This window comes from Pseudomonas sp. BAV 4579, assembly GCF_009765395.1.
Classification (GTDB): Bacteria; Pseudomonadota; Gammaproteobacteria; order Pseudomonadales; family Pseudomonadaceae; genus Chryseomonas; species Chryseomonas aestiva.
This window is the reverse complement of the sequence record NZ_WHOV01000017.1, coordinates 1-19,784: the sequence shown is the minus strand read 5'-3', so window position 1 is coordinate 19,784 and position 19,784 is coordinate 1. Positions and strand designations below refer to the sequence as shown.

The following is a 19,784-nucleotide window of genomic DNA, read 5'->3' as shown; positions in this document are numbered from 1 at the left end:
CGCTGCAAGGCTAGTGCCAAGAATAAAACTCAGTGATTTCAGCAGCTTAACTAAAACAGAGCACAGTTCCTGTAGCGAATTCGTTACGATCTAGGCAAAGACCGATTATAGTCGTATCGATTCAAGTACGCCGTATCGTAATCGATACGAAATTAGCTAGGCTCCTGGGTCCGACAGCCAGGCTACACACTGAAGTTGCCTTTTAATCAAGGATGAAGTGCGGCAGGAAACGCGAGCTGTCCTGAGTGATCAGTGAACGATCCTCACGGACGCCCAGGCCACAGGCCCGGTCGCCCACTACCCAGCTGCCCAGCACCGGATAGTGGCCGTCGAAGCAGGGCAGCGGCTGGCAGGCCTGGCGAATGGTCGCTCCACCATAGGGACCTGCGACCGCCGCCCGGCGACCATCGCTGGCATGCAAGGTGACGTTGGCGCCTTCCCGGGAGAACAATGGCTTGCGTACCCAACCCGGTGCCAAGTGCGTACTGGGTCGCGCGTCGAAATAGGTGGGCAGCAGATTGGGATGCCCCGGGTGCTGCTCCCAGAGCAGCGCCAGGATGCCCTTGTTGCTGAGCAATGCCTTCCAGGGGGGCTCGACGAAGCGGGTACCGCTGGCAGGGATCGCCGCGCCGAAGGGATCTTCCAGCAGGTGCTCCCAGGGATAGAGCTTGAACAGGCTGAAGATGGAATGGCCCTGGAGATCGACGAAGGTCCCCGAGCGCTCCAGGCCGATGTCCTCGATGGCCAGAAAGCGAGCATCCAGGCCGGCCTGAGTCGCGCAGTCGCGCAAGTAGTCGACGGTGCCGCGATCCTCCAGCGAATCGCGCACCGCGGCCAGGTACAGCGGCTGCGCCACACCTAGCTCCGCCAAGGTCTCGATCAACCGCTCCTGGATCAGATTGTACTGGTCGGCGGCAGGTGGCAGGGCGCTGCGTTCACGCTGCTGCTCCAGCCACAGCCACTGGAAAAAGGCTGCCTCGTAGAGCGAGGTGGGGGTGTCGTAGTTGAGCTCGAACAACTTGGCCGGCCCCTGGCCGCTGTAGCAGAAATCCATCCGGCCATAGAGCGAGGGTTCACGGCGCCGCCAGCTGATGCGCAGGTGATCCCAGAAGAATCGCGGGATCTGCAGCCGCTCCAGCAGCTCTTCGCGCTCGACGATGAGATCCACCAAGGCCAGGCACAGGTCGTGCAACTCAGCGGTGGGTGCCTCAATGTCGTCCTCGATCTGCCGCAGGCTGAACCGGTAGGCGGCGGTCTCGTCCCAGTAGGGTTCGCCGTCGAAGGTATGGAAGGCGAAGCCCAGAGCCTCGGCCTGTTGGCGCCAGTCGGGGCGTTCGCTGAAGGCGATGCGTTGCATGGCTAACCCCCGCTGCTGGCGCGTGCCGCCGCGGCCTGGCCGAAACCACCACGGCTGACGAAGCGTCCAGCATCTACCGTCTGGACCGCGCGAGCCACCGAGACCCGACCACTGTGATCGGCCACGGCGACGTTGCTGCCCGTACGCCAGGTGCCGGGATCGTCCAGGGAGCGGTAGAGCGGCTGACTGGCACGACGCCGGTCGCGATCCAAGTCCACGTCGGACAGATCGCCACCGGATGCCGGTTCGCGATTAATCAGGAAGCCCGACATCCGCGGCAAATAATAAGGCTGCGGCCCATCGCAGCGCTCCGTACCGAAATCCGCCTCGCAATCGCCACGCTGCCCATAGCGCGGTGCCTGCAGAGCGTGGGCACTACGCGCATTGGCGTACTCGCGGGCGCAGACGCTGCCACTGAAGACGCCATCGCGCGAGCATTGCTCCGCGGTCTCATAGGTATAGCCGGTGGTGGGCCGACTGGTGCACCAGGCCAGGGTCAGTACCGGCGCGCCGATGAGGACCAGTTTTAGCGCTTGGCTGCGTTTCATGACCCGCCCTCAACCGGTAATGGCAGCGGCGTTGAGCACGCCCACGGCGATGGCGAAGCAGGCGGCGAGGATACCGCTGGCCATTTCGTTGGCCGCCAAGCGCTGTGGTAGTCCAGGCAGGCCCAGGCGCAGCAACTGGAAGGCCAACAGCTGGGTGACCAGGGCGATGACCGCCCAGAGCAGGAAATCGGTCAGGCTCACCGCTACTCGCATGGCACCGGCCAGGGGCAGGACGAAACCGAGCAGGCTGCCACCGAAAGCCAGGGCCACGGCGGGCACGTCGGCGCGAATCAGTTGCCACTCTCTGTGGGGCGTGAGCCAGGCGTAGAGCACGCAGAACAACCCGAGCAGCGCCAGGGACAGCAACAGATAGAGCAGGAAGGCGGGAAACCCGCTGAGGTAGGCGGACAGCACGGAGACGTTCCTTGTCGAGAGAGGCCGACCGCAATTATCACCGCACCTGCAGAGAGCGCACCTACCGTTCAACGGGCGAAACGCCGGGACGGTCGCGAACTTCCGCCCGCTTCGTCGGACCAACAAGGCACAACAAGACCTCTGCCAAGCGGCTTTGCCCTCCCCCACCCTTGCCTGGAGTCTTTGTCATGGCTGTGAAAACCGTTGCCGATCTGCTCGTCGCCACCCTCGAAGCGGCTGGTGTGGACACCATCTGGGGCCTGCCGGGCGATTCGCTCAACGGCCTCACCGAAAGCCTGCGCAAGCGCGATCGCATCCGCTGGCGCGGCGTGCGGCATGAAGAAGCCGCTGCCTTCGCCGCCAGTGCCGCGGCCGACACCAGCGGGCGCCTGGGGGTCTGCGCCGGCTCCTGCGGTCCGGGCAATCTGCACCTGATCAACGGCCTGTTCGACGCCCAGCGCAGTGGCGCGCCGGTGCTGGCCATCGCCGCCCAGATTCCCTCCAGCGAGATCGGCCTGGGCTATTTCCAGGAGACCCATCCGGAGCGGCTGTTCCGCGACTGCAGCGACTTCTGCGAGGTGGTCTCCCATCCCGAGCAGCTGCCGCGCATCCTCGAGACCGCCATGCGTTCGGCCATCCTCAACCGTTCGGTGTCGGTGGTGGTGATTCCCGGCGACGTGGCCCTGGCCGAGGCGCCGCTCAAGGAAGTCCAGTGGAGCGAGCCGGTGCGTCCGGTGGTGGTCCCGCCAGAGGCCGAACTGGATGCCCTGGCCGAACTGCTGGCCGGGGAAAAGCGCATCACCCTGCTCTGCGGCGCCGGTTGCGCCGGTGCCCATGCCCAGGTGGTGGCCCTGGCCGAGCGCCTGCAGGCGCCGGTGGTCCATGCGCTGCGCGGCAAGGCCCATATCGAGTATTCCAATCCCTATGGCGTGGGCATGACCGGCCTGATCGGCTTTTCGTCCGGCTATCACGCGCTCAAGGAGTGCGACCTGCTGCTGATGCTGGGCAGCAACTTCCCCTATCGCAACTTCTTCCCGGATCACGGCCGGGTGGTGCAGATCGACGTGCGCGGCGTCCACCTAGGCGTGCGGACCCCGTTGCTCAAGGGCCTGGTCGGCGATGTCCGCGCCACCCTCGACGCCCTGCTGCCGCGCCTTGCGCTCAACAGCCACAGCCGTTTCCTGGAAAAGGCCCAGCAGCACTACCGCAAGACCCGCGCCGAGCTGGACGAACTGGCCACCGCCACCGCCGATGGCGAGCCGCTGCATCCGCAGTACCTCACCACCCGCGTCAGCGAACTGGCCGCAGCGGATGCCCTCTTCACCTGTGACGTCGGCACTCCCACGGTGTGGGCGGCGCGCTACCTGGCGATGAATTTCGAACGCAAGCTGGCCGGCTCCTTCAGTCACGGCTCCATGGCCAACGCCCTGCCCCAGGCCATGGGCCTGCAGGCGGCCTATCCCGATCGCCAGGTGGTGGCGCTGGCCGGCGATGGCGGGCTGTCCATGCTGCTGGGCGAACTGGCGACCCTGGCCAGCGAAAAGCTACCGGTCAAGGTCATCGTCTACGACAACGCCACCCTGGGCTTCGTCGCCATGGAGATGAAGGCCGCCGGCATGCTCGACGAGACCACCGATCTGGGTGAGGTCGACTTCGCCCGCGTCGCCGAGGCCTGCGGCGTGCGCGGCTGGAAGGTGGAATCGGCCAGTCTGCTCGACGCCACCCTGGAGGAGGCCTTCGCCCATCCCGGCCCGGCGCTGGTGGATGTGCGCATCGCCAAGCAGGAGCTGTCGCTGCCACCGAAGATCGAGGCCGCCCAGGCCAAGGGCTTCAGCCTCTACATGCTGCGCGCGGTGATGAGTGGTCGCGGCAGCGAGGTGGTGGATCTGGCCAAGACCAACGTCCTGCGCTGAGAGCCTATTTAAAGGCTGCTGCGCGTCGGCCAAACTGCGTTGAAAATGGCTTCGGAATGCTCATTTACCACTCGTAAACTCGTTCGCGAGCCCGGTCCGCTTCCTCAGCCATTTTCGCGGGGCCGCCCAGGCCTTGCTTGTCTCTAGCTCGCGAGCCTTTAAACAGGCTCTAGAACTTTAACGCCGCGGGATGCCGTAACGCCGCAGGCGCATGGCGATGGCCGAGTGGGAGGTCTGCAGCCGCGCGGCCAGCTGGCGGCTGGACGGATACTGCGGATAGAGCCGTTCCAGCAGCGCCGCCTCGTAGCCCTGGACAGCGGCTTCCAGGGTGCTGACTTCGGTCTCGACCTGCCCCGCCACCGCCGTGCCGGCCAAGTCGAGGTCGTCGACATCGATCTGGCCGCTCTCGCTGATGGCGGCGGCGCGAAAGAGGATGTTCTGCAATTGCCGGACGTTGCCCGGCCAGGCATTGCCCAGCAGCACGCCATAGGTGGCCGGCGCCAGGCGACACGGCGGTCGACCGATCTGGGCGCAGGCCTGCTGCAGGAAGTGCCGCGCCAGCAGCAGGATGTCTTGGCCACGCTCGCGCAGGGCTGGCACCTGCAGGCTGAGCACATTGAGGCGATAGAAGAGGTCTTCGCGAAAGGTGCCGGCCGCGACCATGGCCTGCAGATCGCGATGGGTGGCGGCGAGAATGCGCACATTGACCTTGGTTTCCTGGGCCCCGCCAACGCGGCGGAAGCTGCCATCGGAGAGGAATCTCAGCAGCTTGGCCTGCAGATAGGGCGACATCTCGCCGACCTCGTCGAGAAACACCGTGCCCTGGTCGGCCAGTTCCAGCAGGCCCGGCTTGCCGCCGCGCTGGGCGCCGGTGAAGGCGCCCGGGGCATAGCCGAACAGTTCGCTCTCGGCCAGGCTTTCCGGCAGGGCCGCGCAGTTCAGGGCCAGAAAGGGCGCCTCGCGCCGCGCGCTGGCCGCATGGCAGGCGCGCGCCACCAGTTCCTTGCCGGTGCCGGTCTCGCCGAGGATCAGCAGGGGCGCCTCCAGGGCGGCCAGGCGCTGGGCCCGGGCCTTGAGGGTACGGATGGCGGCGCAGTCGCCGAGCAGCGAATCGAAGCCCTCGGGGGTGTCGTGGCGCAGCGCCGAGAGGCGGCCACCGATACGACTGGGGGCATAGAGGGTCAGCAGCCCACCGGCCAGTCCGCCCACGGGTTCGCCGATGGGGGTGGCGTCCAGCAATAGCGCCTGGCCGCGCAGCACCACCTCCCGCAGCGGTAGACGAAAGCCCTGGTCCAACAGCTCACTGGGCAATTCGCTGTCGTTGAAGAGTTCGGCCAGGGTAGTGCCGCTGTCTTCGCCCGCCAGGGCGGCAAAGGCCGGATTGGCCAGCAGGATGCGTCCCTCGCCGTCCACCGCCAGCACCGGATCGGCCATGGCGGCGAGCAGGGCGTCGAGTTGCAGGGAGCGTCGCTGGCCCGGCAGGATGTCCACCACCCGCACCGCCTCGACCCCGACCACGGTGAGCAGGGCGGCGCGCAATTCCTCCAGCACCGCCGCGCTCAGGGTCGGCGCATCGATGTAGACGTTGGGCGGCACCATCTCCACGGCGTCCAGATTGAGATTGCGGGCACCGAGCAGCGCCAGGACTTCCTGGGTGATGCCGACACGATCGATGAACGACACATGGATACGCATGGAAACCCTGGGGTCTGAAAGCGAAAGGGCTAATGCTACCCAAATGCTCGGGGTAGAATCACTTCTCATTTACCCAGCCGGGACCGCCATGACCAGCAAAGACCCTCTTCTACTCGATCAGCAGCTGTGCTTCGCGCTGTACTCCACCTCGTTGGCCATGACCAAGGTGTACAAGCCGCTGCTCGAGGAGGTGGGCCTGACCTACCCGCAGTACCTGATGATGCTGGTGCTCTGGGAAAACGACCGCCTGCCGCTCAAGGAGCTGGCGCGTCGGCTGCACCAGGATTCCGGCGCCCTGACCCCGGTGCTCAAGCGCCTGGAAGCCGAGGGCTACGTGACCCGGCAGCGCAATGCCGAGGACGAGCGCAACCTGTCCATCGAGCTGACCGAGTCTGGCCGGACCCTGCGCGAGCGGGCCAAGAAGATCAACGGCACCATCGGTGGCTACTGCGCCCTGGGTGACGCCGAGATGACCCAGCTGCGCGAAAACCTGATGACCCTGCGCGCCAAGCTGGAGCGCTAGCCCAGTCGCTGCCGCTGGTCGGCTGCTCCTGAAAATATATTTGCGCGATAACAAATATCGCGATAACTTAAATCCGTACCCGGGCCAGCCCTCTCGCTAACAGCCCGCCCAATTAGTTATCGCGACACCCAAATCAGGAGCACGCCATGAACATCCTCTATACCGCTTCCGCAACCAGCACCGGTGGCCGTGACGGCCGTTCCAGCAGCAGCGACAAGGCCCTGGACGTGCAGCTGTCCACGCCCAAGGAACTGGGCGGCGCCGGGGGTGCCGGGACCAATCCCGAGCAGCTCTTCGCCGCCGGCTACTCGGCCTGCTTCATCGGCGCGCTCAAGTTCGTCGGCGCCAAGGAAAAGATCGCCGTGCCGGCGGACGTCAGCGTGACCGCCCAGGTCGGCATCGGTCCGATCCCCACCGGCTTCGCCCTGGACGTCGAACTCGTCGTCAGCCTGCCGGGACTGGAGCGCGCCGTGGCCGAAGACCTGATCGAGAAGGCCCACCAGGTCTGCCCCTACTCCAACGCCACCCGCGGCAACGTGGACGTGCGCCTGACCCTGGCCTAAGGGTCGCGGTATTACCCAGGCGCTTCAGCCGAGGCGCCCGGTCTTTCCCGTTCGAGGAGTCATCCGTCATGCGTACCGTCTCTCGCCTGCTTGGCCTTTCCGCGCTCACCCTGGCCCTGGGCAGCGCCTTCGCCGCGCCCCAACCCGATCCGGCCCTGGAACGCACCACCCAGGGCTTCGTCGATGCGCTGAATGGCAGCGGTGGCCAACCCCTGGAAACCCTGAGCCCAAAGGATGCCCGTGCCGTCCTGACCGGCGCCCAGGCCAGCGTCAAGGTCGACCTCTCCGGCGTCAAGACCAGCGAAAAGACTATCCAGGTCGACGGCAAGCCGCTGCAGCTGACCATCGTCCGCCCGGCCAATGCCAAGGGGCAGACACCGGCCTTCATGTTCTTCCACGGCGGCGGCTGGGTGCTGGGCGACTTCCCCACCCACCAGCGCCTGGTGCGTGACCTGGTGGTGGCCTCCGGCGCCACGGCGGTGTTCGTCAACTACACCCCGAGTCCGGAAGCCCACTTCCCGGTGGCCATCAACCAGGCCTATGCCGCGACCCAGTGGGTGGCCGAGCACGGCAAGGACATCGATGTCGACGGCAGTCGCCTGGCGGTGGCCGGCAACAGCGTCGGCGGCAACATGGCCGCGGTGGTCAGTCTGATGGCCAAGGACAAGGGCACGCCCAAGCTGCGCTACCAGGTGCTGTTCTGGCCGGTGACCGATGCCAGCTTCGACAACGGCTCCTACCAGACCTACGCCGAGGGCCGCTTCCTGACCCGCAACATGATGAAGTGGTTCTGGGACAACTACACCACCAGCGACACCGAGCGCGCCAACGTCTACGCCTCGCCGTTGCGGGCCAGCGAGGCCCAGCTCAAGGGTCTGCCGCCGGCGCTGGTGCAGACCGCCGAGAACGACGTGCTGCGAGACGAGGGCGAGGCCTATGCCCGCAAGCTCAACGCCGCCGGCGTCGAGGTTGTCCAGGTGCGCTACAACGGCATGATCCACGACTATGGCCTGCTCAACGCCCTGGCCAAGGTACCCGAGGTCCAGGCTGCGCTGACCCAGGCCGGCCAGTTGCTCAAGCAGCACCTGCAGTAAGGCAGGCGCGGTACCCAAGGGGGGGGGTTCCGTTCGCGGCGCCACCCCCTTTGCGTTTCAGGGCTGTTTGCCCAGGGCCGCGAAGCGCTCCGCCAGCCAGCCGTGCAGCTGCCGCACCGCCGGCGAGAATTGCCGCCGATGCGGGCAGAACAGCTGCAGCGGCAACGGCTCGCCGGGCTGCTCGGGCAGCAGGCGCACCAGCCGGCCGCGCTGCAGATCGTCGCGCATGTCCAGCCAGGACTTGTAGACGATGCCCTCCCCGGCCACCGCCCAGCGCCGCACCACCTCGGCGTCGTCGCTCTGCAAGGGTCCGCTGACGGCCACCTGGCGCAGGCTGCCGTCGGCCTGGGGAAAGCTCCACTTGTCATAGGTGCGCCCATGCAGCTGGTAGAGCAGGCAGGCGTGCCTGGACAGGTCGTCCGGGCTGCGCGGCGCCCCCTCGCGGGCCAGATAGGTCGGCGCCGCCGCCAGCAGCCGGCGGTTGTCCGGGGCGAGCGGCAGGGCCACCAGGCTGTCATCCTGACTGCGGCCGTAGCGGATGGCGATGTCCACCGGATCGCGATAGACGTCGGCCTGCTGGTCCGAGACGTAGAGCCTGAGCGTCAGGCCGGGATGGCGCTGACGAAACTCGGCCAGCCAGGGCAGCAGGAGATTGCGTCCCAGATCCGAAGGCGCCGCCACCTGCAGCACCCCGCGCAATTCCGGACTCTCCCCCTGCAACCGCTCGCGTCCCTCGCGCAAGGTCTCCAGCACCTCGCGGGCATAGGGCAGATAGGCCTCGCCCTCGGCGGTCAGGCGCAGGCTGCGGGTCGAGCGGGCGAACAGGCGGATGCCCAGTTCCCGCTCCAGCCGGCCGATGGCGGCGCTCACCTGACCCGGCAACAGGTCTGCCTCGCGGGCGGCGCGGGAAAAGCTGCCCAAGGCGGCGGAACGCACGAAGAGACCGAGGTCGTCGAAGCGGATCATTTTCACTCCTGCAGTGAAGGTGCTATCCGATTCTGCCGCTTTTTCCGGTCGAGCATGAAGACGACCATGGGCCCATGTCTTCTTATCGTACAAAGGAATCCGCCCATGAAAGCCGTCATCCACGGTGACACCACCCTCCCCGCCAGCGATCCCCGCGCCCTGCAGGACGCCGTGCTCACCGATCCCAGGCCCGAGGCCAATGACCTGCTGGTGGAAGTCCGCGCCGTGTCGGTCAATCCGGTCGACACCAAGGTGCGCCAGGGTCTGGTGCAGCGCGAGTCCAAGGTGCTGGGCTGGGACGTCTCCGGCGTGGTCCGCGCTGTGGGCAGCGCCGTCAGCCGCTTTGCCGTGGGTGACGAGGTCTACTATGCCGGCGAGCTGTTCCGCCCCGGTTGCAACAGCGAACTGCACCTGGTCGACGAACACCTGGCCGGGCACAAGCCCAGGAGCCTCGACCACGCCCAGGCCGCGGCCCTGCCGCTGACCGCCATCACCGCCTGGGAACTGCTGTTCGACCGTCTCGGCGCAACCGAAGGCGGCGGTGCCGGCCAGCAGCTGCTGGTGATGGGCGCGGCGGGCGGCGTCGGTTCCGTGCTGGTGCAGCTGGCCCGCCAGCTCACCGAGCTGACCGTGATCGGTACCGCCTCGCGCCAGGAAACCCGGGACTGGGTGCGCCAGCTGGGTGCCCATCACGTCATCGACCATCACCAGCCCCTGCGGCCCCAGCTCGAAGCCCTGGGTCTGGACGGCGTGACCCTGGTCGCCAGTCTCACCCACACCGATGAGCACTTCACCCAGCTGGTGGATGTCCTGCGGCCCCAGGGCCGGCTCGGCGTGATCGATGATCCGGCGCAACTCGACGTGGTACCGATGAAGGCCAAGTCGCTGTCGCTGCACTGGGAACTGATGTTCACCCGCTCGCTGTTCCAGACCCCGGACAAGTTGCGCCAGCACGAGATCCTCGAACGCGTGGCCGGGCTGATCGACCAGGGCACCCTCAAGACCACCCTCGGCGAGCACCTGGGCCGGATCGATGCCGCCAACCTGCGCCGTGCCCATGCCCAGCTGGAAAGCCACCAGGCCCGCGGCAAGCTCGTGCTGGAGGGTTTCTGATGCCTCGCTGCAGTGCCCTGACCCTCGCCGTCGCCCTGGCCGTGGCTAGCCTCACCGCCCAGGCCGCGCCGCTGCCCCAGGAGCGCACCCTGGGCCAGCTGGAGCCGGTGTTCGCCTTCCAGGACGCCATGCCCACCGGGGTCACCGTCAGCGAGACCGGCCGGATCTTCGTCAACTATCCGCGCTGGGGCGACGCGGTGCCCTTCACCGTGGCCGAACTCAAGGACGGCAAGGCGGTGCCCTATCCGGACGCCGCGCTCAACGTCGAGACCCCAGGCCAGCCGGGCAAGGGTTTCATCAGCGTGCAGAGCGTGGTGGCCGATGGGCGCGGGCACCTCTGGGTGCTGGATACCGCCGCACCGGGCTTTGCCGCGCCCAGGGCCGGCGGCGTCAAGCTGGTGGCCATCGACCTCAAGACCAACAAGGTCGCCAGGACGCTGGTCTTCCCCGCGGCGGTGCTCGAACCCAACAGCTACGTCAACGACGTGCGCTTCGACTTTCGCGTCGGTCGCGCCGGGGTGGCCTATGTCACCGACTCGGCGCCTCCCGGTGGCCTGATCATTCTCGACCTCGCCACCGGCCAGGCCCAGCGCCGCCTGACCGGCGCACCCCAGGCCAACGTCGATCCCAGCTTCGTCCCGGTGGTGGAAGGCGAGCCGCTGCTGATGCAGCGTCCCGACGGCAGCAAGGTCCGCCCGGCCATCGCCAGCGACGGCATCGCCCTCTCGCCGGACGGCGGCACCCTCTACTTCAGCCCGCTGTCCAGTCGCCATCTCTATGCCGTACCCACCGCCCTGCTGCGTGATGCCAAGGCGAGCGAGGCCCAGGTCCGCGCCGGGGTGCAGGATCTCGGCGAGAAGGGCGCGTCCGACGGCCTCGAAGCCGATGCCCAGGGCCGCGTCTATGCCGGCGACTACGAGCACAACGCCGTGCGCCAGCGCCAGGCCGACGGCAGCTGGAAGACCCTGGTCCACGATCCGCGAGTGCTCTGGCCCGACACCTTCAGCATAGGTCCGGACGGCTACCTCTATTTCACCGCCAACCAGCTCCATCGCCAGGCCCAGTTCCACGGCGGCCAGGACCTGCGCCAGAAGCCCTACAGCCTGTTCCGCGTCAAGATCGACGCCCAGCCGGCCCCTACCCACTGATCCGATCAGGAGTTATCCATGCAGCTGTCCCAGATCGCCCGTACCCGCTACACCACCAAGGCCTTCGACGGCTCCCGCAGCATCCCGGCCGAGCAGGTCGAGGAACTGCTGGAGCTGCTGCGCCAGGCGCCCTCCTCGGTCAATTCCCAGCCGTGGCACTTCGTGGTCGCCGCCAGCGCCGAGGCCAGGGCGCGCGTCGCCCGTGGCATGCAGAGCCCCTACAACGAGCCCAAGGTGCTGCCGGCCTCCCACGTCATCGTGCTCTGCACTCGCCTGGAAATGACCGAGGGCCATCTGGCCCAGGTGCTGGAGCAGGAAGCCCGGGACGGCCGCTTCGCCAAGCCCGAGGCGCGCGCCACCCAGGACGGCACCCGCCGTCATTTCGTCGACCTGCATCGTCATGAGCGCAAGGATGTGCAGCACTGGATGGAGAAGCAGACCTACCTGGCGCTGGGCACCCTGCTGCTGGGCGCTGCCGCCCTGGGCATCGATGCCACCCCCATGGAGGGCTTCGACGCCAACAGCCTGGACCAGGAGCTGGGCCTGCGTGAACAGGGCTACACCGCGCTGGTGGTGGTCGGCCTGGGCTATCGCGGCGAGAGCGACTTCAACGCCGCCCTGCCCAAGTCCCGCCTGACTCGCGAACAGGTCTTCACCTTCCTGTAGGACAGGCCTGCGTAGCGTGGATAACGGCGCAGCCTTATCCACAGCGCGCGCCGGTAGCCGCCGGTGGAAAACGCTGGCGCGGTTTTTCCACGCTACGGCGCGTAGGTGGGGTTGAGCGCAGCGAAGCCCAACAGCAGCATTCTCGGCAGCACCCATGAAAAAGCCGACCGTCGCGAGACGGTCGGCTTTTATTCGCGGCCATGCCGGTGCGCCGTAGCGACCGCTCCTATAGGGCGATGCTTTTCATGCTTTCGTAGGAGCGGCCCATGGCCGCGATAAATCCGGGTTACGCCGAGCCCAACGAGGCCCAACGCTGCCTATCCCCATCAACCGCCCTTCAGATCCGCCAGGATCGAGAAGGCGCGCAAGCGATCCGCCTGCTCGTAGACGTCGCAGGTAAAGATCAGCTCGTCGGCGTCGGTCTTCTCCAGCAACAGCTCCAGGCGCTCGCGGACCTTGTCCGGGCCGCCGATCACCGCCATGCCGAGGAGGCTCGATACCGATTCCTTCTCGTGAGGCAACCAGACGCCTTCCATGCTGCGTACCGGCGGTTGCAGGCGCAGGCTGTCGCCGCGGAACAGCGCCAGGATGCGCTGGTAGACGGTGGTGGCCAGGTAATTGGCCTCGTCGTCGCTGTCGGCCGCCACCAGGGGCACCCCGAGCATCACATAGGGACGATCGAGCATCGCGGACGGCTTGAAGTTCTCGCGATAGAGCCGGATCGCCTCGTGCACATAGCGCGGCGCGAAGTGCGAGGCGAAGGCATAGGGCAGACCCTTGGCCGCCGCCAGCTGGGCACTGAACAGACTCGACCCCAGCAGCCAGATCGGCACCTCGGTGCCCACCCCGGGCATGGCGATCACGCCCTGCCCCGGCTGCTGCGGGCCGAAGTAGTGCTGCAGCTCTTCCACATCCCGCGGGAAGTCGTCGGAGCTGCCCAGGCGGTCGCGCCGCAGGGCGTAGGCGGTGCGCTGATCCGAGCCCGGCGCGCGGCCCAGGCCGAGTTCGATGCGGCCCGGATACAGCGAGGCCAGGGTGCCGAATTGCTCGGCCACCACCAGCGGCGCGTGGTTGGGCAGCATGATGCCGCCCGATCCCAGGCGCAGGGTGCTGGTGCCGGCGGCCAGGTAGCCCAGCAGCACGCTGGTCGCGGAGCTGGCGATACCGTCCATGTTGTGGTGCTCGGCGACCCAGTAGCGGGAAAAGCCGAGCTGCTCGACATGGCGGGCCAGGGTCAGGGCATTGTGCAGCGCCAGGGTCGCATCGCCGTCGTCGCGGATGGGGACCAGGTCGAGGACCGACAGGGCGGTCTTAGAGAGACGGGTCATCAGGATTCTCCTCGGCGGCCTGATCGTAGGCCGCCCTGTGGCGCTGAATGAAAGGCTGCTTCGCCGAGGCCCAGGCGGCCAGGGCACCCACCGGCACCATCAGGCTCTGGCCCAGCTCGGTGAGGGCGTACTCCACCTGGGGCGGCTTGGTCGGCGTCACCGTGCGGGACACCAGGCCGTCGCGCTCCAGCTGACGCAGGGTCACGCTGAGCATGCGTTGGGAAATGCCGTCGACCCGCCGGCGTAATTCGTTGAAGCGCAGCGGACCGGGTTCCAGGGTGAAGAGCGTGAGCAAGGACCAGGCATCGCCGATGCGGTCCAGCACATCCCGGATGGGACAGGCATGGGCATGCAGGCGGCGACGGCTGGAGATACGACTGACCACGGCGTCCATGGCGATCCTCGAAGCAGAACTGGTTCCCAGCCTACGCCTTTCTGGCGGTTATTAAAAGTAACCACCTGTCAGGACTGGTATTGCCGCCTGGGCCAGGGCACAATCCAGGAGGTGGTGACCGTTTTTATTGATTGAACGTTCAATAAAAAATAGTTACCCTCCGAGGCTCCTTCCGTTCTCTTCAGGAGATGCCTCGTGCCCAAGGTCGGGATGCAGCCCATCCGCCGTTCGCAGCTCATTGCCGCGACCCTCGAAGCCGTCGACGAAGTCGGCATGGGCGACGCCAGTATCGCCTTCATCGCCCGCAAGGCCGGCGTCTCCAACGGCATCATCAGCCACTACTTCCAGGACAAGAACGGCCTGCTCGAAGCCACCATGCGGCATCTGATGAATGCCCTGCGCCAGGCCGTGCGCGAACGCCGCGCCGCCCTGCCCGGTGACGACCCCGCCGCTAACCTGCGCGCCATTATCCAGGGCAACTTCGACGACACCCAGGTCAGCGGCCCGGCCATGAAGACCTGGCTGGCCTTCTGGGCCACCAGCATGCACCAGCCCAATCTGCGCCGCCTGCAACGCATCAACGACCTGCGTCTCTACTCCAACCTCTGCTGGCAATTCCGCCGTCTCCTGCCCCACGAACAGGCCCGCGCCTCGGCCCGCGGCCTGGCCGCCATCATCGACGGTCTCTGGCTGCGCGGCGCCCTCTCCGGCGACGCCTTCAACACCCAGCAGGCCCTGCAGATCGCCTACGACTACCTGGACCTGCAACTGGCCAAGGCCTAACCGCTCCCTAACCGCTGCAACCCCGGCCGGCCCGCTCCGGCCGGGGCTCCCTTCCCGCTTCCACACTCCCTCCCCGCTTCGACAGAACCGCTCTGGGCCGCCCATCGCCCCGTTTCGGCACGCCTGTGAATTTTTCATTGATTGAACGTTCAATAAAAATTAAGTAGACTGGATTCATCGCTGGCGTAGAGAGACCTTTCTTTCGCGCCCCCCTGTGTTCCTTGCGGGTGCCACGGCGCCCGCCCAGCTTGGGAGAACGTCCATGGCCCGTTTCGCCGAACAGCAGCTGTACATCGGTGGCCGTTATATCGCCGCCACCGGTGGTGCCACCTTCGAAACCCTGAATCCCGCCACCGGCGAAGTGCTCGCCACGGTGCAGAGCGCCAGCCGCGCCGACGTGGACAAGGCAGTGGCCGCCGCTGCCGCCGGCCAGAAGGTCTGGGCCGCGATGACCGCCATGCAGCGCTCGCGCATCCTGCGCAAGGCCGTGGACATCCTCCGCGAGCGCAACGACGAGCTGGCGCTGCTGGAAACCCTCGACACCGGCAAGGCCCTGTCCGAGACCCAGGCCGTGGACATCGTCACCGGCGCCGACGTGCTCGAGTACTACGCCGGTCTCGTTCCGGCCCTGGAAGGCGAACAGATCCCGCTGCGCGAGACCTCCTTCGTCTATACCCGCCGCGAGCCACTGGGCGTGGTCGCCGGCATCGGCGCCTGGAACTACCCGATCCAGATCGCCCTGTGGAAATCCGCCCCGGCCCTGGCCGCCGGCAATGCCATGATCTTCAAGCCCAGCGAAGTCACCCCGCTGACCGCGCTGAAGCTGGCCGAGATCTACACCGAGGCCGGCCTGCCCGCTGGCGTCTTCAACGTGGTCAATGGTGTCGGCCCGGAGGTCGGCGTGGCCCTGACCGAGCATCCCGGCATCGAGAAGATCTCCTTCACCGGCGGCGTCGCCACCGGCAAGAAGGTCATGGCCAGCGCTGCCGGCTCGACCCTCAAGGAAGTCACCATGGAACTGGGTGGCAAGTCGCCGCTGATCGTCTGCGACGATGCCGACCTGGAGCGCGCCGCCGACATCGCCGTCATGGCCAACTTCTTCAGCTCCGGCCAGGTCTGCACCAACGGTACCCGGGTCTTCGTGCCCCAGGCGCTTAAGGCCGACTTCGAGGCCAAGGTGGTGGAGCGGGTCAAGCGCATCAAGCTGGGCGATCCCCTGGCCGCCGAGACCAACTTCGGGCCGCTGGTCAGCACCCCGCACATGGAAAAGGTGCTGGGCTACATCGCCCAGGGCCAGGCCGAAGGCGCCCGCCTGCTCACCGGTGGCGAGCGCGTCACCCAGGGCGAACTGGCCAAGGGCAACTTCGTCGCCCCCACCGTCTTCACCGATTGCCGTGACGACATGGCCATCGCCCGCGAGGAGATCTTCGGCCCGGTCATGAGCATCCTGGCCTATGCCGACGAAGACGAGGTGGTGCGCCGCGCCAACGACACCGAGTACGGCCTGGCGGCCGGCGTGGTCACCCGTGACCTGGCCCGCGCCCACCGCATGATCCATCGCCTGGAAGCCGGCATCTGTTGGATCAACACCTGGGGCGAATCCCCCGCCGAGATGCCGGTGGGTGGCTACAAGCACTCCGGCGTCGGTCGCGAGAACGGCCTCACCACCCTCGGCCACTACACCCGCATCAAGTCGGTGCAGGTCGAGCTGGGCGATTACGCCTCGATCTTCTAAGCCGCTTCCGTAGCGCTTTTCTCCCCTCTCCGCTGGAGAGGGCCCGGGGCTGGGGCCCGACCCCACCCGCCGTCAGGAGGAGACTTTTTCATGGCACACGAATTCGACTACATCGTCATAGGCGCCGGCTCGGCCGGCAACGTCCTGGCCACCCGGCTGACCGAAGACCAGGACGTCACCGTCCTGCTGCTGGAAGCTGGCGGCCCCGACTACCGCCTGGACTTCCGCACCCAGATGCCGGCCGCCCTGGCCTATCCGCTGCAGGGCAAGCAGTACAACTGGGCCTACCAGACCGAGCCCGAGCCGCACATGGACAACCGCCGGATGGAATGCGGTCGCGGCAAGGGCCTGGGCGGCTCCTCGCTGATCAACGGCATGTGCTACATCCGCGGCAACGCCCTGGACTATGACAACTGGGCGCAACTCGACGGTCTGGACGACTGGACCTACCTCGACTGCCTGCCCTACTTCCGCAAGGCCGAGAAGCGCGATGCCGGTGGCAACGACTGGCACGGCGGCGACGGCCCGGTCTCGGTGACCACCGCCAAGCCGAACACCAATCCCCTATTCGAAGCCATGGTCGAAGCCGGTGTCCAGGCGGGTTATCCGCGCACCGAAGACCTCAACGGCTATCAGCAGGAAGGCTTCGGTCCGATGGACCGCTTCGTCACCCCGAACGGCCGGCGCTCCAGCACCGCCCGCGGCTATCTGGACCAGGCCAAGGGTCGCCCGAATCTGACCATCGTCACCCACGCCACCACCGATCGCATCCTCTTCGAGGGCAAGCGCGCCAATGGCGTGGCCTACATGAAAGGCGATTCCCTGGAAGCCATCACCGTGCGCGCCCGCCGTGAAGTGCTGCTCTGCGCCGGCGCCATCGCCTCGCCGCAGATCCTGCAGCGCTCCGGCGTCGGCCCCGCGCCGCTGCTGCGGCGCTTCGACATCCCGCTGGTCCACGACCTGCCCGGCGTCGGCCAGAATCTGCAGGACCACCTGGAGATGTACCTGCAGTACGAGTGCAAGCAGCCGGTCTCGCTGTACCCGGCGCTGAAGTGGTACAACCAGCCGCAGATCGGTCTGGAATGGATGCTCAAGGGCACCGGCCTGGGCGCCAGCAACCACTTCGAGGCGGGCGGTTTCATCCGCTCCAGCGAAGAGTTCGACTGGCCCAACATCCAGTACCACTTCCTGCCGATCGCCATCAATTACAACGGCACCAACGCCATCGAGGCCCATGGCTTCCAGGCCCACGTCGGCTCCATGCGTTCGCCCAGCCGCGGCCGCATCGAACTGACCTCGCGCGATCCGCGCCAGCACCCGAGCATCCTGTTCAACTACATGAGCACCGAGCAGGACTGGCGCGAATTCCGCGACGGCATCCGCCTGACCCGTGAGATCATGCAGCAGCCGGCGCTGGACCCCTATCGTGGCGAGGAGATTAATCCGGGCCGCGATTGCGTGACCGACGCCCAGCTGGACGCCTTCGTGCGCTCCCACGCCGAGACCGCCTATCACCCGTCCTGCTCCAACAAGATGGGCACCGACGACATGGCGGTGGTCGACGGCGCCGGTCGCGTGCACGGCCTGGAAGGCCTGCGCGTGGTGGACGCCTCCATCATGCCGATCATCGCGACGGGCAACCTCAACGCCCCGACCATCATGCTCGCCGAGAAGATCGCCGACAAAATCCGTGGTCGCGCCCCGCTGCCGCGCAGCAATGCCGCCTACTACGTCGCCAACGGCGCGCCGGTACGGGGTACCCCCCTGCGTGACGTCAACGGTCAGCGTGCCGCCGAGCCGGTCCCGCAGCGCCGCAACCAGCCAGCCGCCTGATTCCAGGCAGCCGAACGCAAGAAGGGCGCCCTGGGGCGCCCTTCTTGTATATGCCTTTCCAGGTGACGACGGGCAGCCCGTCCTTTCCCCTCTCCCTCGGGGAGAGGGCCGGGGTAAGGATCCACCCAGCCGCTCACCTCACAGACAATCCTTCACCGCCGTCAGGATGGTCCGCGGCCGCAGCGGATTGTTGGCCATCTGCTCGCGCAACTGGATACGCGTACCGCGCGATGCCGCCCCGATGTCGATGATCGCCGCCGTGGCACTCGGCACCTTGCTGTCCACCAGCACCCGCTGCCCACTACTGCCTTGCGGCCGGACCAGCACATGCCGACCGTCCTTTTCCAGACCGGTCACCAGACAGGTGCGATAGTCCTCGGCACTCTTGCCCGTGCGCAGCTCCATGGGCGGATTGCGCTCAAGATTCGCCTGGCTGGTGCAACCGGCCAGGGCAGCGGCCAGGAAGGCCAGGGTTTTGGTTCTCATCAGCGGCTCCTCGCAAGCTCTTTGCACCATTTTAGCCGCAGCCGGCTTACGTCAGCCTTAACCGTCGCACATCCTTGGTTTACAAGGGCTTTCCCATGGCTATAATGGCCTCCCCTTGCCGGTATAGCTCAGCTGGTAGAGCAACTGACTTGTAATCAGTAGGTCCCGGGTTCGACTCCTGGTGCCGGCACCATCTCTTTTGTAATCCTGTCTGCCGGACGGTTTTGTCTAGCGGATGGAACGCACGCCTGCCACATGCAGCGGCAAGACTCGGGTCTGTATGATGACCTGGAAGTCACCTACCGCCGCGGCCCGCCATGCTCCTCGTCAATGATCGCTCCACGTCTCCCTACCGTGAAATCGCGTTCATCCAGAGTATCTTTCCCGATGGTACTGTACGAGCCAAAAGATCCTTCCCGAAGCTCGAAAGACGTCGGCTAGTCGTTCTAGATGAGCTCCGATGGGGAACTGAAAGGAATAGGAGCCGATACCAACCTTATTTGTAATGGCGAACTGCGTAAGTGCCAGCACGGCTAGGACTAGCAACGGATTGCGACGAACCACTGAAATCAGGCTAACCTTGCTACTCACTGGTGGTAGGTATACCTAGGATCAACAGCACGATGGTACCCAAGCCATGTTAATTAAAGCCCTCATAGTTACCTGGAATCTCAGGAAGATGCTGCAACACGTATGACCATCGCGACGTAGGACTGTGCGCCCAGGTGTCTGCAGAATCGAAGACTGAAAGCAGATTAAGGCCGAGCTGACCATAACAAGTTGCACTTAAGCTATTCTGTACAGCGAAATAGCCGGCCTGCCAACAGCAGAAAAGGGCAGTCAGGGCTACGGCTATTGTCTCGACAATAGCAAGGCGAATTGTTTGTGTACGCTTCGCTATACGCCAGCCTAATCCTGCCGCCCACAGCGCGCCAACCATGGGAAAGAAGTAGGCATGAATCAGAACAATGGTTTCAAACAGTAAGCACCAATAGAGAATACAGTGGCGTTGGTCGAGGCGAAGTACGAGATAGATTCCTGCCAAAACCAAAAAAATGTCCGGTCAGACTTACGTGACATTGCAAGCGCCAGAGAAACGGCTGTGCGAAGAGAAATAACATTACGGCCGGAATCTAGATGGCCAGATTCCCTGAAAACGGACCGATGATCTTCCTAGCGAAAAATGCCTGCAATATGAAGCCTGTCTCTTATACACATCTGACGC

The 19,784-nt window shown here is 66.0% G+C and carries 19 protein-coding genes and 1 tRNA gene; 11 read left to right on the top strand and 9 right to left on the bottom strand.

Features of this window, described 5'->3' with window-relative positions; all coding sequences use genetic code 11:
- Positions 1-202: 202 nt before the first annotated feature.
- From GSQ95_RS05520 to GSQ95_RS05510, 3 genes are read right to left on the bottom strand one after another with little or no spacing between them, the layout of a single operon-like run.
- On the bottom strand, positions 203-1,357 hold the full coding sequence (locus GSQ95_RS05520) for a glutathionylspermidine synthase family protein (protein WP_158890361.1): 1,155 nt from the start codon (positions 1,355-1,357) through the stop codon (positions 203-205).
- A 2-nt stretch (positions 1,358-1,359) separates the two neighbouring features.
- Complete coding sequence (locus tag GSQ95_RS05515) at positions 1,360-1,905, bottom strand: DUF1190 domain-containing protein (RefSeq protein ID WP_158890363.1); 546 nt, start codon at positions 1,903-1,905, stop codon at positions 1,360-1,362.
- 9 nt (positions 1,906-1,914) lie between these two features.
- Positions 1,915-2,319: a DUF350 domain-containing protein gene (locus GSQ95_RS05510; protein WP_058791768.1), complete on the bottom strand. Its 405-nt coding sequence runs from the start codon at positions 2,317-2,319 to the stop codon at positions 1,915-1,917.
- A gap of 188 nt (positions 2,320-2,507) precedes the next feature.
- Here GSQ95_RS05510 and poxB point away from each other — a divergent pair, with 188 nt between their 5' ends.
- Positions 2,508-4,232, top strand: a complete 1,725-nt coding sequence (gene poxB, locus GSQ95_RS05505) for a ubiquinone-dependent pyruvate dehydrogenase (protein ID WP_158890365.1) — start codon at positions 2,508-2,510, stop codon at positions 4,230-4,232.
- A 177-nt stretch (positions 4,233-4,409) separates the two neighbouring features.
- On the opposite strand, the gene GSQ95_RS05500 is transcribed toward poxB, so the two are convergent.
- The gene (locus tag GSQ95_RS05500; protein WP_158890367.1) at positions 4,410-5,927 is read right to left on the bottom strand and encodes a sigma-54-dependent transcriptional regulator; all 1,518 of its coding nucleotides are present in this window, start codon (positions 5,925-5,927) and stop codon (positions 4,410-4,412) included.
- Positions 5,928-6,015: 88 nt separating this feature from the next.
- On the opposite strand from GSQ95_RS05500, the gene GSQ95_RS05495 reads away from it, so the two are divergent.
- The 3 genes from GSQ95_RS05495 (at position 6,016) to GSQ95_RS05485 (ending at position 8,107) form a co-directional block, all read left to right on the top strand.
- Positions 6,016-6,450, top strand: coding sequence for a MarR family winged helix-turn-helix transcriptional regulator (locus GSQ95_RS05495; RefSeq protein ID WP_158890369.1), 435 nt, complete (start codon positions 6,016-6,018; stop codon positions 6,448-6,450).
- 146 nt (positions 6,451-6,596) lie between these two features.
- On the top strand, positions 6,597-7,013 hold the full coding sequence (locus GSQ95_RS05490) for an organic hydroperoxide resistance protein (RefSeq protein WP_158890371.1): 417 nt from the start codon (positions 6,597-6,599) through the stop codon (positions 7,011-7,013).
- Between the two features lie 68 nt (positions 7,014-7,081).
- Positions 7,082-8,107, top strand: coding sequence for an alpha/beta hydrolase (locus GSQ95_RS05485; protein WP_158890373.1), 1,026 nt, complete (start codon positions 7,082-7,084; stop codon positions 8,105-8,107).
- A 57-nt stretch (positions 8,108-8,164) separates the two neighbouring features.
- On the opposite strand, the gene GSQ95_RS05480 is transcribed toward GSQ95_RS05485, so the two are convergent.
- On the bottom strand, positions 8,165-9,073 hold the full coding sequence (locus GSQ95_RS05480; RefSeq protein ID WP_158890376.1) for a LysR family transcriptional regulator: 909 nt from the start codon (positions 9,071-9,073) through the stop codon (positions 8,165-8,167).
- A 105-nt stretch (positions 9,074-9,178) separates the two neighbouring features.
- Between GSQ95_RS05480 and GSQ95_RS05475 the strand changes: the two genes are divergently transcribed.
- From GSQ95_RS05475 to nfsB, 3 genes are read left to right on the top strand one after another with little or no spacing between them, the layout of a single operon-like run.
- Positions 9,179-10,186, top strand: a complete 1,008-nt coding sequence (locus GSQ95_RS05475) for a zinc-binding alcohol dehydrogenase family protein (protein ID WP_158890378.1) — start codon at positions 9,179-9,181, stop codon at positions 10,184-10,186.
- Positions 10,186-11,334 (top strand): L-dopachrome tautomerase-related protein, encoded by a 1,149-nt coding sequence (locus GSQ95_RS05470; protein ID WP_158890380.1) that lies wholly within the window; start codon positions 10,186-10,188, stop codon positions 11,332-11,334. The genes GSQ95_RS05475 and GSQ95_RS05470 overlap by 1 nt, the downstream gene beginning before the upstream one ends.
- Positions 11,335-11,352: 18 nt before the next feature.
- A complete protein-coding gene (gene nfsB / locus GSQ95_RS05465) occupies positions 11,353-12,000 on the top strand; it encodes an oxygen-insensitive NAD(P)H nitroreductase (RefSeq protein ID WP_158890381.1) in 648 nt (215 codons plus the stop codon).
- Positions 12,001-12,326: 326 nt separating this feature from the next.
- Here nfsB and GSQ95_RS05460 read toward each other — a convergent pair whose 3' ends face one another.
- Positions 12,327-13,328, bottom strand: coding sequence for an LLM class flavin-dependent oxidoreductase (locus GSQ95_RS05460; RefSeq protein WP_158890382.1), 1,002 nt, complete (start codon positions 13,326-13,328; stop codon positions 12,327-12,329).
- Positions 13,312-13,722, bottom strand: coding sequence for a helix-turn-helix domain-containing protein (locus GSQ95_RS05455; RefSeq protein WP_158890383.1), 411 nt, complete (start codon positions 13,720-13,722; stop codon positions 13,312-13,314). Before GSQ95_RS05455 ends, GSQ95_RS05460 begins: the two co-directional genes overlap by 17 nt.
- A gap of 195 nt (positions 13,723-13,917) precedes the next feature.
- Here GSQ95_RS05455 and betI point away from each other — a divergent pair, with 195 nt between their 5' ends.
- From betI to betA, 3 genes are all read left to right on the top strand, one after another.
- Positions 13,918-14,505 carry a transcriptional regulator BetI gene (gene betI, locus GSQ95_RS05450; protein WP_017641694.1) on the top strand — a complete coding sequence of 196 codons (588 nt, stop codon included), beginning with the start codon at positions 13,918-13,920 and terminating at the stop codon, positions 14,503-14,505.
- Between the two features lie 262 nt (positions 14,506-14,767).
- The gene (betB, locus tag GSQ95_RS05445; RefSeq protein WP_158890384.1) at positions 14,768-16,240 is read left to right on the top strand and encodes a betaine-aldehyde dehydrogenase; all 1,473 of its coding nucleotides are present in this window, start codon (positions 14,768-14,770) and stop codon (positions 16,238-16,240) included.
- Between the two features lie 90 nt (positions 16,241-16,330).
- Positions 16,331-18,073, top strand: coding sequence for a choline dehydrogenase (gene betA, locus GSQ95_RS05440; protein WP_158890386.1), 1,743 nt, complete (start codon positions 16,331-16,333; stop codon positions 18,071-18,073).
- Between the two features lie 138 nt (positions 18,074-18,211).
- Here the strand turns inward: betA and GSQ95_RS05435 are convergent, their stop codons facing one another.
- The gene (locus GSQ95_RS05435; RefSeq protein ID WP_158890388.1) at positions 18,212-18,559 is read right to left on the bottom strand and encodes a hypothetical protein; all 348 of its coding nucleotides are present in this window, start codon (positions 18,557-18,559) and stop codon (positions 18,212-18,214) included.
- Between the two features lie 117 nt (positions 18,560-18,676).
- Here GSQ95_RS05435 and GSQ95_RS05430 point away from each other — a divergent pair.
- A tRNA-Thr gene (locus GSQ95_RS05430) sits at positions 18,677-18,752 on the top strand.
- Positions 18,753-19,199: 447 nt separating this feature from the next.
- On the opposite strand, the gene GSQ95_RS27060 is transcribed toward GSQ95_RS05430, so the two are convergent.
- Positions 19,200-19,604 (bottom strand): DUF6311 domain-containing protein, encoded by a 405-nt coding sequence (locus tag GSQ95_RS27060; protein ID WP_372241632.1) that lies wholly within the window; start codon positions 19,602-19,604, stop codon positions 19,200-19,202.
- Positions 19,605-19,784 lie beyond the last annotated feature (180 nt).

Bases quoted from the DNA above. Each gene is read 5' to 3' on its own strand.
- GSQ95_RS05435 (WP_158890388.1), bottom strand. From the start codon at position 18,559: ATGAGAACCAAAACCCTGGCCTTCCTGGCCGCTGCCCTGGCCGGTTGC.
- GSQ95_RS05475 (WP_158890378.1), top strand. From the start codon at position 9,179: ATGAAAGCCGTCATCCACGGTGACACCACCCTCCCCGCCAGCGATCCC.
- betB (WP_158890384.1), top strand. From the start codon at position 14,768: ATGGCCCGTTTCGCCGAACAGCAGCTGTACATCGGTGGCCGTTATATC.
- GSQ95_RS05490 (WP_158890371.1), top strand. From the start codon at position 6,597: ATGAACATCCTCTATACCGCTTCCGCAACCAGCACCGGTGGCCGTGAC.
- betA (WP_158890386.1), top strand. From the start codon at position 16,331: ATGGCACACGAATTCGACTACATCGTCATAGGCGCCGGCTCGGCCGGC.
- GSQ95_RS05470 (WP_158890380.1), top strand. From the start codon at position 10,186: ATGCCTCGCTGCAGTGCCCTGACCCTCGCCGTCGCCCTGGCCGTGGCT.
- nfsB (WP_158890381.1), top strand. From the start codon at position 11,353: ATGCAGCTGTCCCAGATCGCCCGTACCCGCTACACCACCAAGGCCTTC.
- GSQ95_RS05460 (WP_158890382.1), bottom strand. From the start codon at position 13,328: ATGACCCGTCTCTCTAAGACCGCCCTGTCGGTCCTCGACCTGGTCCCC.
- GSQ95_RS05495 (WP_158890369.1), top strand. From the start codon at position 6,016: ATGACCAGCAAAGACCCTCTTCTACTCGATCAGCAGCTGTGCTTCGCG.
- GSQ95_RS05520 (WP_158890361.1), bottom strand. From the start codon at position 1,357: ATGCAACGCATCGCCTTCAGCGAACGCCCCGACTGGCGCCAACAGGCC.
- GSQ95_RS05455 (WP_158890383.1), bottom strand. From the start codon at position 13,722: ATGGACGCCGTGGTCAGTCGTATCTCCAGCCGTCGCCGCCTGCATGCC.
- GSQ95_RS05480 (WP_158890376.1), bottom strand. From the start codon at position 9,073: ATGATCCGCTTCGACGACCTCGGTCTCTTCGTGCGTTCCGCCGCCTTG.
- GSQ95_RS05485 (WP_158890373.1), top strand. From the start codon at position 7,082: ATGCGTACCGTCTCTCGCCTGCTTGGCCTTTCCGCGCTCACCCTGGCC.
- GSQ95_RS05515 (WP_158890363.1), bottom strand. From the start codon at position 1,905: ATGAAACGCAGCCAAGCGCTAAAACTGGTCCTCATCGGCGCGCCGGTA.
- GSQ95_RS05500 (WP_158890367.1), bottom strand. From the start codon at position 5,927: ATGCGTATCCATGTGTCGTTCATCGATCGTGTCGGCATCACCCAGGAA.
- poxB (WP_158890365.1), top strand. From the start codon at position 2,508: ATGGCTGTGAAAACCGTTGCCGATCTGCTCGTCGCCACCCTCGAAGCG.